Raw genomic sequence first — 12311 nt, 5'->3', positions numbered from 1 at the left:
GCCCGTCCTCCGGGGTCACCGCACGGCGCCGGATCTCGTCAGGAGGTCCTGGTACCACGCGGCGTCCGGGTGGTCCGTCGCCGGATAGCTGGCCAGCGGCGTGGTCGCGTCGCCCGCCGAGTTGAAGCCCCACCCGCGCACCAGCCGCCCCGCCTGCCGGGAGGCGATCATGAACGAGGACGCGTTCGCGGGGGCCGCGTAGAACAGCGCGTCCTGCTGGAGTTCGGCGCTGTTGCCCTGCTGGAACTCGGTGAAGGCGGTCTGCGGGTAGCGGATGCGCGCGCCGGTGTGCCGGTCGGTGTCCACGCGCAGGGTCTGGGCCGGGGTCGGGCCGTCGGCGCCGGTCCACACGCGCACCCGGGAGGAGCCGCTCACCGAGGTGGTCTTGTCGTAGCGGGCGTCGGAGGTTCTGGCGTTGCCGCTCCAGACGACCGATCGGCCTCCGGCGTTGAACGCGCCGTTCCACGTCCAGTTCTGGCTGTTGGCCTGGCTGCGGTGGATCTCGCGCAGCTGGGTGCCCGCCGGGTCGGTGAACCTGACCGTTGGCAGGACGCCGTTGTCGTAGCGGTTCGAGGCCGACCAGGTGATCTCGCCGTCGGCTGCCAGGCGGCCGACGCGGTACCAGAGCGTGGTCGCGGTCTGCGACTGGTGGACCTCGACCAGGTCGCCGTTGTCGTTCAGGGTGACGGCCGGGGTCACGCCGCTGTCGTACCTGCCGTGGCGCAGCCAGGTGACGCGGCCGTCGGCGCCGTACACGCCGGACCAGTACCAGAGGTCGCCGGAGCCCGAGTCGTGCACCTCGACGACCTGCCCCCGGCCGTTGATCGCGACGGCCGGGTTGTGGCCGACGTCCCGCTTGTACTGGGTCCTGGTCCCGCCGTCGCCGGAGATCACCGGGAGCACCCGGCCGCGCAGCGCGTCGACCGTGGGCGGCTGCGCCGGGTAGTCCTTGGCCCGCAGCAGCCGCGCGCCGAAGACGGAGGTGAGCTCGTCGTTGAGGGCGGCCAGGTTGCCCGCGGCGTAGGAGGTGTTGTCGGTGAGGTTGTCCTTGATGTCCAGGGCGACGACGATCGGCGCGGCCTCCGGGTGCTGGGCGGACCAGTTGTTGATCACGGTGAGCCAGTCGCGCAGGTTGTTCGAGCCGGGGTTGCCCGCCTGGTGGTCGACCTCGTCGCCGGGGGAGTCGTGGCCGACTGCGTAGTCGCGGGAGGTGGCGTAGCCGTTGTCGTGGATGTCGAGCTCGACGAAGCGTATGCCGCGGTCGAGCTGGGCGGGGATCGACTTCCTGGCGCCGCCGATGTCGCCCGAGTAGCTGTTGTGCGTGGCGCGGAAGATCGCCGAGGGTAACGGCTGGTCGGCCGAGGCCTGGGCGGGCCCGCCGTACAGGAGGGGCGCGGCGAGGGCGAACAAGGCCAGGACGGTGCGTGATCGGGGCATCCGAAGATCCTCACGTCGGGAATCTCTCCAGACAATACGATCATCGGACCCGGCCAACCACCCCGGAAAAATGTTTCGATGCTTTATATGACTGACTCAGTCAGCTATTATGGGAGGTATGGACGACAGATCTGCGAACCTTGTCAGCGCTCTGGTCGTCGGGCTCGCCGACGAACTGGACGAGGCCACGCGGCGGGTCACCGCCCAGGGCGCCACCGGGGCCTCGGCCCTGGCGACGATCCTGGCCGTGCCGGGCGAGCACGTCGACGAGCTGAGCCGGGTGCTCGGCATCACCGGCTCGGGGACGGTCCGCCTGGTCGACCGGCTGGCCGCCGAAGGGCTGGTCGAACGGCGTCCGGGGCGCGACCGGCGCAGCGTGTCGCTGTGGCTGACCGAACGCGGCACGGAGGTGGCGACGGAGATCGTGGCCGAGCGGCGGGCCGTGCTGCGGAGGGCGCTCGGCACGCTCACCGGCGAGCAGGAGCGGCAGCTGACCGGCATCGTCGAGCAGGTGCTGACCGCCCTGGCCGTCAGCCGCGAACGCGCGGACCGCATCTGCCGCCTCTGCGACTACGTCGCCTGCCCGCAAGAAGACTGTCCAGTAGAACGGTCCGTGTCATGAACCGCCTGCTCCTGATCGTCGCCGCGGTGGGCTGGGGCGCCGCCACGACCGCCACCAAATACGCCCTGGACGGCTTCGGGCCGCTCACCCTGCTGGTCGTCAAGCTCGCCGCCGCGACCGCCGTGCTCTGGGTCGTCCTGCTCCTGCGCGGCAGGCGCGACGGTGCGCCCGGTCCGTGGCGGTTCGCGCTGCTCGGCCTGTTCGAGCCCGCGCTCGCCTATGGCGGGCTCACGCTGGGGCTGACCTTCACCACGGCCACGAACGCCTCGCTGCTGGGGGCGACCGAGTCCGCCTTCGTCCTGGTGCTGGCGGCGATGTTCCTGAAGGAGCGCATCCGCAGCAGGTCCGTGCTCGGGCTGGTGCTGGCGCTGCTCGGCGTTCTGGTGCTGGACGGCGGCGGCTTCGGGAGCGGCTTCAACGTCGGCGACCTGATCGTGCTCGGCGGCTCGCTCGCCGCGGCCGTCTACGTCACGCTCGCGGCCAAGACCGCGCCGACCGTGGACGCGCTCACGATGACGACCTACCAGTTCACCTACGCCACGGCGATCGTGCTGCCGCTGGCGGTGTGGCCGTGGATGAGTGGCCGGGAGCCGTTGCCCACCGACGTGGCGGCGCCGTACTGGCTGGCCGCGATCTTCGTGGGCGGGGTCTGCTTCGCGCTCGGGTTCGTGCTCTACAACCACGCGATCAGGCACATTCCCGCCGGTACGGCAGGCGTGATCCTCAACATGGTCCCGGTGATCGGCGTGCTGACGGCGGTGGCGTTCCTGGGCGAGGCGCTCACCGTCTGGCATGTGGCCGGTGCGGCGCTGGTCGTGGCCGGGATCATGCTCTTCCCCGCGGTCAAGGGGGAGAAACGAGCCGAGGCCCGCACCCATCGGGTGCGAGCCTCGGCCTTCACGCGTCAAGACTAGGCGGGAACGATGTTCTCCGCCTGCGGGCCCTTCTGGCCCTGGGTGATGTCGAACGACACCTTCTGGCCCTCACGCAGCTCGCGGAAGCCGCCCTGAGAGACGATCTGCGAGTAGTGCGCGAAGACGTCCGGGCCACCCTCGTGCTCGATGAAGCCGAAGCCCTTGTCCGCGTTGAACCACTTGACAGTTCCGACGGCCATGTCTATCTCCCTTTGATAGGTGTGCAGAACCGGCATCCGTACCTACGGATTCCGAGTTGCCGCGATGTGCCCATCCGGAGATGACCGGCAACAAAAAACGCACCTGACCAATCACGTTCGCCAGGTGCACCAAAAGTTTGTATGGGGTACCACAACTGCAACTGCCAACGACTGTATCAGGCCGTTGGACTGCCTGCGGTAAAAAGCGGTTAACGGGGCTCCCTGCTCGGGAGTCAGACGGCCGTTCATCCTTCGAGCTCGGCGACCGCTTCCCGCACGCTGTGACGCAGTTCGGCCCGCTCGGTCAGGCCGTGCCGTTCGACGGCCCGCGCGACCGGTGGGCCGGCGGCGGCCATGATCAGGCGGATGTCCCGGCGCGCCGCGTGCTTCATGGCGGCGATGATCGCCCCCATGCCCTGGACGTCGCAGGCGGGAACCTGTTCGAGGTCGAGGATGACGGCAGGGGTCGCCCGCTCGTCGACGGCCGCGAGCGCCTCGCCCAGCCGCTGCGCCGCGCCGGCGCCCAGCGGCCCGGACAGGTGGATGACGACGCCGCGCGGGTAGGTCGTCACGGAGACGCCGAGCTCGTTCGTCATGGGTCACCATCCGACCTGGTCGCCGAGCCGCAATCGTAGCCACAGCACCAGGCGTTCGTCCGGGTCCGCCAGGTCGAAGCCGAAGATCTCCTCGGCACGCGAGAGCCGGTACCTGATCGTGTTCGGGTGCACGGACAGCCGCTGGGAGGCGGCGGCGAAGTCGCCGTCGGCGTCCAGGTAGGCGAGGAGGGTGTCGGCGTAGGTGGTGCCGTGCTCGAGATCGTGGGCGCGGACCGCCGGCCCGAGGCTGCGGGGCAGCGCGCCGTGCGCGGCCAGGATCTGGGCCAGCGCCGACAGCGTCGCGCCCGCCCACACCTCGTCGATCGTGGCCACCTGGCACGGCTGGGGCTCGCCCGGCCGGTCGGTCAGCGCGCGCAGGACGAGATCCGCGTCGGCGCGCGAGCTCACGATCGAGCGCAGTCCCGGGACGAGCGAGCCGAGCCCGGCCTGGATCGGCACCCGCAGCGCGCCGTGGGCCCGCCGGGCGATGTCGGCGACGAGTTCGTGGTGCGCCTTCGGCGACGGCCCGCTCGGCAGCAGCGCGTAGACCGTCCCGTCGATCAGGGCGCAGCCGTGCCTGCCGTAGTGGGCCTCGCAGTGCAGGCTCACCAGGTCGGCGAGCCGGGTGGCCGCGTGTGCGGCCAGGACGTCGTCGGCCCTGCTCGACACGACGGCGAACGCGGCCACCGCGACCGGCTGGTTCGGGTCCAGGCCGAGCTGCGGGGCGACCGCGGTGACGCTGCTCGGGTCGGCCAGCAGCCGCCGCAGCAGGTCCGCGCGCCTGCGCCGGACGGCGTCGTCGGCGGTACGCGCCGCGAGCAGGTGCAGCGAGACGATGTCGGCCACGTCGGACAGCGCCTGTTCGGCGGCGGCGTCCAGGTCGCCCTCCGCGTCGACGACCCAGATCGAGCCCAGTTCCTCGCTGCCCGCGCGGACCACGACGCCGAGACGGGGAAGCCCGCCGCGAAACGCGGGGAACCGGCAGGTACGCCCCGCCTTGACCAGCGCGCGGTACACCTCGTCGTAGTCCGGGCCGGTCGGCACTTGCAGGCCGAGGATGCCCTGGCGGCGGCCCTCGTCGATGGCCTGTCCCGGCAGGGTCGAATAAGCGAGGATGCGCCGCCGCGGATCCTCGATCACGGTGGCGCCGCCGACCATCCCGGCGATCGCGTTGGCCAGCGCGAAGAGGTCGCCGGCGGCCGGCGCTCCGGCGGCCTGCTCGAAACGGACCGTGGAGGCCAGGGCCGTGGAGATCATGGCGTCCAGGTGATGCCAGGCGACGGCCTCGTCGGCGGCGAGCAGCACGACGCCTGACCGCTGCGCGGCGTCGACCAGGTCGGCGACCGGTTCGCCGAAGCTCTTCACCACCAGGCAGGCGCAGCCGACGCCGGCCGCCGCGGCCACGAGCTCCTTCGCCCGCGCTTCCGCCGTGCCCACGCCGACGGCCAGCAGGATCGCGTCCCTGACGTTCGGCAGCGGGGCGCGCGGCTCGAAGATGAGCACGCCGGAGACCGGCACCGGCCCTTCCGGCAGCGCGGTCAGCGGGCGCAGCAGCGAGGAGCCCAGGGCGTCCAGGACTTGGGCGAGATCGGGTACTCCGGTGTCGAGCATCCTCACCTCTTTGGCCGACCGTACAAAGCATGCACGGAATGTCTGGACGGGCACCGAATGCGGAGGGTCAGGTCAGCCGCGACGCTGTCAGCATGCACGTGCCGTGGGTATCCGCCTTACGCAGGAGTATCGTCAAAGGAGACAATATGCGAGGTGTTCTCGTGGCCTTCGTGGTCACGGCCTCTCTGGTGGCCGCGCCGTCCGCCGCGCCGGCCGCGACGCCACGGTGCGACACCAAGCCGATCCGGACGGCGCTGAACGCGCTGGAGAAGATCGGGGCGGGCATCGCGGTGACGGTGAAGAGCCCGCGCTGCGGTGTCTGGACCGGCGGCGTCGGCCTCGCCGACCGCAGGACGGGCCGCGAGGTCCGGGGCGACGAGCACAGCCGCATCGGCAGCGACACCAAGACCTGGACGGCCACGGTCGTGCTGCAGCTCGTCGGCGAAGGCAGGATCGAGCTGGACGACACCGTCGACCGCCATCTGCCCGGCCTCATCCGCACCAAGGACTACGACGGCCGCGAGATCACGATCCGCCAGCTCCTGCAGCACACCAGCGGCCTGCCCGACTACCTGGCCGCGCCGTTCTGGGAGGACGAGGAAGAGCACCGCTGGGACCACATCGAACCCCTGCAGACGGTGAAGCAGGCGCTGCCCCTGCCCCCGCCCGAGCGGACCCCGTCGGGCTTCGCCTACTCCAACACCAACTACAACCTGGCCGGGCTGATCGTCACGAAGATCACCGGCCGCGGCATCGGCGAGGAGATCAACCGGCGCATCATCAAGCCCCTGCGGCTGCGCGAGACGTCCTGGCCGGGCGACCGGACCACCATCCCCAAGCCCGACCTGCGAGGCTACGTCAAGCGGGGCGGCAAGCTGGTCGACAAGACGGAGTGGAACACCTCCGAGGCCGACGCGTCGGGCGCGCTGATCTCGACCGGCGCCGACACGACCGCCTTCTGGACCGCGCTGATGACCGGCGAACTGCTGGCCCCGGCCGAGCTCGCCGAGATGAAGAAGACCATCAAGGACGACTTCGACCAGGACTACGGCCTGGGCGTCGAGGGCTACCAGTTCGCTCCCGGCCTGATCACGTGGGGACACAGCGGCAGCATGGCCAGCGGGCACAAGTTCAGGAACGCCGTCACCGACGACGGGCAGCGGGCCGTCACCCTGCTGATCGGCTCGGACTCGTTCAACTCGGAGAAGGTCGAGTCCATCGTCGGCGCCCTCATCCGCGACCTCCGCTGACCGGGCCGCCGATCTTGCGGTCGGGTTCCGGGTTGTGGACCCTGGGACGGTGGACGAGATCGTGGACGCGGTGTACGGAACCTCCTTGCCCGGAAGGAGCCCCGTGGCCTCCATGTCCACCGACCAGGTGCCGAAGCGGCATCGCCTGGAGTGGTGGACACGCCTGGCCGCGCAGGAGATCGTGCCCACGGCGCTGAAGACCGAGCACGTGGACGACTTCCACGGCCGGGCGTACACCGTCGACCTGGCGGGGGTACGGCTGGCCGAGATCGTGATGTCGCCGATGACGGCCCGGCGCACGCCGGTCCACATCGGGCGCCACGACCCGGAGAGTTACCAGCTCTTCGTGGTTCAGGACGGCCCGTTACGGCTGGAGCAGCGCCGTAACGACGCCGCCCTGGACGCCGGGGACATCGGGCTGCTCAACTCCTCCAACCCCTCCGTCGTCGACTGGGCCGACCAGGGACGGCCGGCCCGGGTGATGATCCTGTCGATGGCGCGGGAGGCGCTGCCCCTGCCCGGCGACGAGGTGGACCGGCTGCTGGCGTCCAGGCTCCCGGCCCGGACCGGTTCCGGGGCGGTGCTGGCCCGCTATCTCACCGGTCTTCGTGAGCACGCCACGGGCTGCGATCCGGCCGAGCTGTCCCGGCTGGGCGCGATCGGCGTCGACCTGGCCGCGACGTTCCTGGCGGGCCTTCTCGGCGCCGGCCGTACTCTGCCGGCCGAGAGCCGTCACCAGACGCTGATGGCGCGGATCGACGGCTTCATCGACCGCCACCTCGGTGATCCCGAGCTGGGGCCGGTCGGCATCGCCGCGCACCATCACATCTCGGTGCGGACGCTGCACGTGCTGTTCGAGGGGCGGCCGGAGACGGTGAGCGTCACGATCCGGCGGCGGAGGCTGGAGCGGTGCCGCGCCGAACTCGTCGATCCCCGGCTGCGGGAGCGGCCGATCGGGGAGGTCGGTCTGCGGTGGGGGTTCAGGAACGCCGCGGAGTTCAGCCGTGCCTTCCGCGCCGCCTACGGCATGAGCCCGACGGACCAGCGCAGGCAGGCGCTCGCGGAGGGCGGCGTCGAGCGGCGGTGAGACGGCGCCCGCCCTGACCGTGGACCGGGCGGGCTCCGCGCTTCAGCCGCGTTCAGGTTCTCTTCAGCTTGCACTGGCGACAGTGAAGTCTCATGACCAACTCCCGAGTGCCGCTCATGATTGCCGCGGCCCTACTGGCGGCTCTCACCGGATGCGCCACGTCCAGTGAGAACGGTGAGACCGGGGCGGCCGCCCCGCCCGCCGCCGATTCCGCCAACAAGCAACGCGAGCACCAGGCTCAGCTGGCCACCTGCATGAAGGGCAAGGGGTTCACCTATCACCCGATGGTGACCACGCCCAAACTGCCGGACGCCATCAAGCATGAAATGTCCGGCGACTACCAAGGCATGCGGAAATATCGCGAAAAGTACGGGTTTGGCTTCGCCGCCTCCTTCGTCTACCCCAACGACGGCGTCGGCCGGATGGCGTGGCGGACGAAGGAGATGGACGGAGCCGGCGACGACCCCAACGGAAAGGTCATCGCCGGGCTGCCGAAGGCGCAGCGGGAGGCGTACTTCGACGCGATGGGCGCCTGCACGCTGCAGATGATCAACAAGGTCACCGGCAAGAACATGAAGTCGATGGAGGAGGTCTCCAAGGCCCAGGGCGAGATGCTGAAGCAGATCATCGCCCGCGAGATCGACGGCGACCCCAAGCTGGTGGAGCTGGCCGGCGCGTTCGCCGACTGCCTGAAGGGCAAGGGCTACCGGGTCTCCTCGCAACGCCCCTCGGACATCGCGCGCAGCACCGAGGAACCGTTCATGCAGGAGTTCGGCAAGCTCGGCCAGGGCAAGACCCCCACCGCCGACCAGGCGCGGCCGCTGCTGCAGCGCGAGATCAAGGCGTCCCTGGAGGACCTGGAGTGCGGCAAGGACTTCTACGCCGCCTACCGGCCCAAGGCGAACGGGGTCTACGAGAAGGCCCAGTTCCTGCCCGGCGTGGGCATGATGATGGCGACGGTTGCGAGCTAGCGTGCGCAGATCCCGAGTGCTCGCCCTGGTCGTGACCGGGGTGCTGGTGATCGCCGCGGTCGGCTGGGTCGTCGGCTCCCGGTTGCGGTCCCCGGCAGAGGAGGCCGCCTCGCGCCGCCCGCCCAAACCCTCCCTGGTCACCTCGGCCGTCGAGCGCCGCAAGCTCACGAGCACGGTGACGGTCAGCGGCACCCTCACGTACGGCTCGCCGCTGCCGATCACCCTGGCCGGGATGGTCGGCGGGAACAGCGGCGGCGGCGGGGCCGGACCCGGCGGCGGGGCCAACGGCGCCGCCCAGCGTGTCACCACGGCGCCCAAACCCGGCCCGATCCGCGCCGGCCAGACGCTGATGCAGGTCAACGGCCGGCCGGTGTTCGCGCTGCAGGGCAAGAAGCCGATGTACCGCCCGCTCGTGCCCGGGACCGAGGGCGACGACGTCAAGCAGCTCCAGCGCGCGCTGCGGGTGCGGGCCAGCGGCGTCTTCGACGCGGCCACGGTCGCGGCGGTCAAGCGCTGGTACGCCAAACGCGGCTACAAGGCGCAGGAACCCGACCTGGAAGCGCGCAAGAGCCTGCAGCAGCTACGCCAGGCCGTGCAGACCGCGCAGGAGACCCTGGCCGCCGACCGCAAGGCGCTGGACGAGGGCCTGGACGTGCGGCCGCTACGGCTGCGCCACGACAACGCCCGCCGGGACCTGAAGTCCGCGCAGAAGGCGCTGGCCGAGGCGCCGGAGGTCACGCCGGAGCAGGAAACCCAGCTGGCCGCGCTGCGGCGGGCCGTACGCACTGCGGAGGAGCAGGTGCTCGCGGCCGAGCAGGCGCTGGCCGAGGCCAGGAAACCCGCGCCCACGCCGACCGCGACACCCGCGCCCACGCCCAGCGAGGTGGACACCAGCCTGCTGGAGATGAAGCTGGCCAACGCCCGGCAGGACCTCGACGAGGCGCACCGGGCGGTGGCCGCCTACGAGGAGCAGGTCCGCGTCGACCGGGACAAGCGGCTGGAGGAACTGCGCAAGGCCGTGCGCACCGCGAAGGAGGCCGAGGCCACCGCCGACCAGGCGCTGAAGCGGGCCAGGAAGGTCTCGCCGCTGCGTACGAAGGTCACCCACAGCGCCGCGAACCTGGCCGACGCGCAGACCCTGCTGGCCGAGTTCCGCAAGACCTACGGGGTCAGCGTCCCGGCCGGTGAGATCGTCTTCCTGCCGAAGCTGCCGGCCCGCATCGACAAGGCCGAGGTCAAGCCGGGCGACACCATCGAGGGCAAGGTCGCGACCGTGACCAGCTCGGCCTTCGCGGTCACCGGGTCGGTCGAGGCCAAGGAGGCCAAGCTGCTGCGCGCCGGCCAGGAGGCCTCGATGGAGACCATGGACGGAACGCAGCTGCCCGCCACGCTGAGCGCGGTGGGGGAGGACGCCAAGGCGGGTGCGGACAAGCCGAAGGACGAGGAGGCCGAGACCGGCTCGGTGCCCATCCTGCTCACGCCCGGCTCGGCCAAGAAGCTCAAGTCGCTGGTCGGCTCGCCCATGACCGTGCGCATCTCGGTCGGCTCGACCGAGGGCGAGGTGCTGGCCGTCCCGGTGGCCGCCGTCATCACCTCCGCCGACGGCCGGCCCCGGGTCAGGGTCACCCTGGACGGTGACCGTACGCGCGAGGTCGAGGTGCGGACGGGCCTGACCGCCGACGGCGTGGTGAAGGTGACCCCGGTCGGCGGGGGCCAGCTCAAGGAGGGCGACCGGGTCGTGGTGAGCGATGCCTGAGCCCGTCATCGAGCTGGCCGGCGTCTGCCGGGACTTCCCCTCCGACCCGCCGGTACGCGCGCTGGCCGACGTGGACCTGCGCGTCGAGCAGGGTGACTACATGGCCATCGTCGGGCCGTCGGGCTCCGGCAAGTCCACCCTGCTCAACATCCTCGGCCTGCTCGACCGGCCGACCTCCGGCACGTACCGGCTGGACGGGGTCGAGACCACGGCGCTGCGCGACGGCGGGCGGACCCGGCTGCGGGGCACCCGCATCGGGTTCGTCTTCCAGTCCTTCCACCTGCTGGCCCACCGCACGGTCGTGGAGAACGTCATGCTCGCCGAGGTGTACGGCCCGCACCCGCGCGCCGGCCGCCGGACCCGCGCGGAACAGGCGCTGGAGCAGGTGGGCATGAGCCATCGCATCCGGTTCCTGCCCGATCGCCTGTCGGGCGGCGAACGCCAGCGGGTGGCCATCGCCCGCGCCCTGATGGCCCAGCCGGCCCTGCTTCTGTGCGACGAGCCGACCGGCAACCTCGACAGCCGCAACACCGAGGCCATCCTGGACCTGTTCGACGGCCTGCGCGCCGAGGGGCTGACCATCCTGGTGATCACGCACGAGGACGGGGTGAGCGCCCGCGCCAAACGCCGGGTCCGGATCGCGGACGGGGTGCTCCGTGAAGCTCCGTGACCTGTGGACCGAGTCCATGGCGGGGATGCTCGCCCGCCCGGTGCGTTCGGCCCTGACCACGCTCGGCACCGTCCTGGGCATCGGCACGCTGGTGGTCACGCTGGGCATCGCCGCCACCGCGGGCAACCAGATCGTCGGCCGGTTCGACGAACTGCTGGCCACCAGCGTCACCGTCGAGGTGCCACGCGGCGGCCACAATCCCCTCGTGTCCTGGGACGCGGCCAAAGAGCTGCGCCTCCTGCGCGGCGTGACCTCGGCGACGGCGCTGGCGCAGAGCGACAAGAGCTCCAACCTCGTCGTGACCGCCAACAACCTGCTCGACCCCACCCGGGTGTCCGGGCAGACCCTCGCGGTGGTCGCGGCCACCCCCGACCTGCCGCAGACCACCCTCGGCCGGATGCTGGCCGGGCGCTATTACGACGCCGGCCACGTCAGCCGCCGCGACCGGGTCGTCGTGCTGGGGGAGCAGGCCGCCGCCATGCTCGGCATCACCAGCCTGGAACACGCGCCCGCCGTGTTCATCAAGGACCGCGCCTACACCGTCATCGGCATCATCGGCGGCCTGCGGCGCGAGCAGATCCTGGCCAGCGCGATCCTCGTCCCGCCCACGCTGGGCCCCGACATCGGGCTCAAGGACGTCACCCGCGTCCTGGTCGCCACCCAGCTGGGCGCCGCCGAGCTCATCGCCCGCCAGGCCCCGCTCGCGCTGAGCCCCAACCGCAGCGCCGAGCTGCAGGTGATCGCGCCGCCGAGCCCCAAACGGGCGCGCGACGGCGCCCAGGACGACGTCAACGGCCTCTTCCTCATCCTCGGCCTGGTCTCCCTGATCGTCGGTGCGGTCGGCATCGCCAACGTCACGCTGGTCACCGTCATGGAACGGGTCGCCGAGATCGGCCTGCGCCGCGCCCTGGGCGCGGCCCGCCGCCACATCGCCGCCCAGTTCCTGATGGAGTCCAGCCTGATCGGCCTGACCGGCGGGGTGATCGGGGCCAGCGTCGGCATGGTGACCGTGGTCGCGGTGGCCGCCGTGCGCCAGTGGACCCCGGTCCTCGACGTACGGCTGGCGCTGGCCGCACCCGTGGCCGGCGCGCTGGTGGGGCTGCTGGCGGGCCTGTATCCGGCGCTGCGCGCGGCCCGCATGGAACCGGCCGACGCGCTGCGGTGAGAGATCCGCCTGGTGAAAAGCCTTTGAGACAC

Annotated in this window: 12 protein-coding genes; 8 read left to right on the top strand and 4 right to left on the bottom strand. The window is 71.4% G+C overall.

Annotated elements, in window-relative coordinates; all coding sequences use genetic code 11:
- Positions 1-15: 15 nt before the first annotated feature.
- Positions 16-1437 (bottom strand): PI-PLC domain-containing protein, encoded by a 1422-nt coding sequence (locus tag HNR40_RS19220; protein ID WP_184963155.1) that lies wholly within the window; start codon positions 1435-1437, stop codon positions 16-18.
- Between the two features lie 118 nt (positions 1438-1555).
- On the opposite strand from HNR40_RS19220, the gene HNR40_RS19215 reads away from it, so the two are divergent.
- Complete coding sequence (locus HNR40_RS19215) at positions 1556-2059, top strand: MarR family winged helix-turn-helix transcriptional regulator (protein WP_184963153.1); 504 nt, start codon at positions 1556-1558, stop codon at positions 2057-2059.
- A complete protein-coding gene (locus HNR40_RS19210; RefSeq protein ID WP_184963151.1) occupies positions 2056-2973 on the top strand; it encodes a DMT family transporter in 918 nt (305 codons plus the stop codon). The genes HNR40_RS19215 and HNR40_RS19210 overlap by 4 nt, the downstream gene beginning before the upstream one ends.
- Here HNR40_RS19210 and HNR40_RS19205 read toward each other — a convergent pair.
- The 3 genes from HNR40_RS19205 to HNR40_RS19195 all read right to left on the bottom strand — a co-directional run bounded on the left by HNR40_RS19205 (position 2970) and on the right by HNR40_RS19195 (position 5380).
- A complete protein-coding gene (locus tag HNR40_RS19205; RefSeq protein ID WP_184963150.1) occupies positions 2970-3173 on the bottom strand; it encodes a cold-shock protein in 204 nt (67 codons plus the stop codon). The genes HNR40_RS19210 and HNR40_RS19205 overlap by 4 nt on opposite strands.
- 245 nt (positions 3174-3418) lie before the next feature.
- The gene (locus tag HNR40_RS19200; protein WP_184963148.1) at positions 3419-3769 is read right to left on the bottom strand and encodes an STAS domain-containing protein; all 351 of its coding nucleotides are present in this window, start codon (positions 3767-3769) and stop codon (positions 3419-3421) included.
- Between the two features lie 3 nt (positions 3770-3772).
- Entirely contained in the window at positions 3773-5380 is a 1608-nt protein-coding gene (locus HNR40_RS19195; RefSeq protein WP_184963146.1) for a PucR family transcriptional regulator, read from the bottom strand.
- A 146-nt stretch (positions 5381-5526) separates the two neighbouring features.
- On the opposite strand from HNR40_RS19195, the gene HNR40_RS19190 reads away from it, so the two are divergent.
- From HNR40_RS19190 to HNR40_RS19165, 6 genes are all read left to right on the top strand, one after another.
- A complete protein-coding gene (locus tag HNR40_RS19190) occupies positions 5527-6630 on the top strand; it encodes a serine hydrolase domain-containing protein (protein WP_221340595.1) in 1104 nt (367 codons plus the stop codon).
- 49 nt (positions 6631-6679) lie between these two features.
- Positions 6680-7717 (top strand): AraC-like ligand-binding domain-containing protein, encoded by a 1038-nt coding sequence (locus HNR40_RS19185; RefSeq protein WP_221340594.1) that lies wholly within the window; start codon positions 6680-6682, stop codon positions 7715-7717.
- Between the two features lie 92 nt (positions 7718-7809).
- Positions 7810-8688 carry a hypothetical protein gene (locus HNR40_RS19180; RefSeq protein WP_184963145.1) on the top strand — a complete coding sequence of 293 codons (879 nt, stop codon included), beginning with the start codon at positions 7810-7812 and terminating at the stop codon, positions 8686-8688.
- A gap of 1 nt (position 8689) precedes the next feature.
- The gene (locus tag HNR40_RS19175) at positions 8690-10444 is read left to right on the top strand and encodes a peptidoglycan-binding protein (protein ID WP_184963143.1); all 1755 of its coding nucleotides are present in this window, start codon (positions 8690-8692) and stop codon (positions 10442-10444) included.
- Positions 10437-11114, top strand: a complete 678-nt coding sequence (locus tag HNR40_RS19170) for an ABC transporter ATP-binding protein (protein WP_184963141.1) — start codon at positions 10437-10439, stop codon at positions 11112-11114. Before HNR40_RS19175 ends, HNR40_RS19170 begins: the two co-directional genes overlap by 8 nt.
- Positions 11101-12279, top strand: coding sequence for an ABC transporter permease (locus HNR40_RS19165; protein ID WP_184963139.1), 1179 nt, complete (start codon positions 11101-11103; stop codon positions 12277-12279). The genes HNR40_RS19170 and HNR40_RS19165 overlap by 14 nt, the downstream gene beginning before the upstream one ends.
- Positions 12280-12311 lie beyond the last annotated feature (32 nt).

This window comes from Nonomuraea endophytica (assembly GCF_014203235.1).
Taxonomy (GTDB): domain Bacteria; phylum Actinomycetota; class Actinomycetes; order Streptosporangiales; family Streptosporangiaceae; genus Nonomuraea; species Nonomuraea endophytica.
This window is presented reverse-complemented; position numbering and strand designations above follow the sequence as displayed.

Coding starts and splice junctions, on each gene's coding strand:
- HNR40_RS19220 (WP_184963155.1), bottom strand. CDS start 1,437: ATGCCCCGATCACGCACCGTCCTGGCCTTGTTCGCCCTCGCCGCGCCC.
- HNR40_RS19215 (WP_184963153.1), top strand. CDS start 1,556: ATGGACGACAGATCTGCGAACCTTGTCAGCGCTCTGGTCGTCGGGCTC.
- HNR40_RS19210 (WP_184963151.1), top strand. CDS start 2,056: ATGAACCGCCTGCTCCTGATCGTCGCCGCGGTGGGCTGGGGCGCCGCC.
- HNR40_RS19205 (WP_184963150.1), bottom strand. CDS start 3,173: ATGGCCGTCGGAACTGTCAAGTGGTTCAACGCGGACAAGGGCTTCGGC.
- HNR40_RS19200 (WP_184963148.1), bottom strand. CDS start 3,769: ATGACGAACGAGCTCGGCGTCTCCGTGACGACCTACCCGCGCGGCGTC.
- HNR40_RS19195 (WP_184963146.1), bottom strand. CDS start 5,380: ATGCTCGACACCGGAGTACCCGATCTCGCCCAAGTCCTGGACGCCCTG.
- HNR40_RS19190 (WP_221340595.1), top strand. CDS start 5,527: ATGCGAGGTGTTCTCGTGGCCTTCGTGGTCACGGCCTCTCTGGTGGCC.
- HNR40_RS19180 (WP_184963145.1), top strand. CDS start 7,810: ATGACCAACTCCCGAGTGCCGCTCATGATTGCCGCGGCCCTACTGGCG.
- HNR40_RS19170 (WP_184963141.1), top strand. CDS start 10,437: ATGCCTGAGCCCGTCATCGAGCTGGCCGGCGTCTGCCGGGACTTCCCC.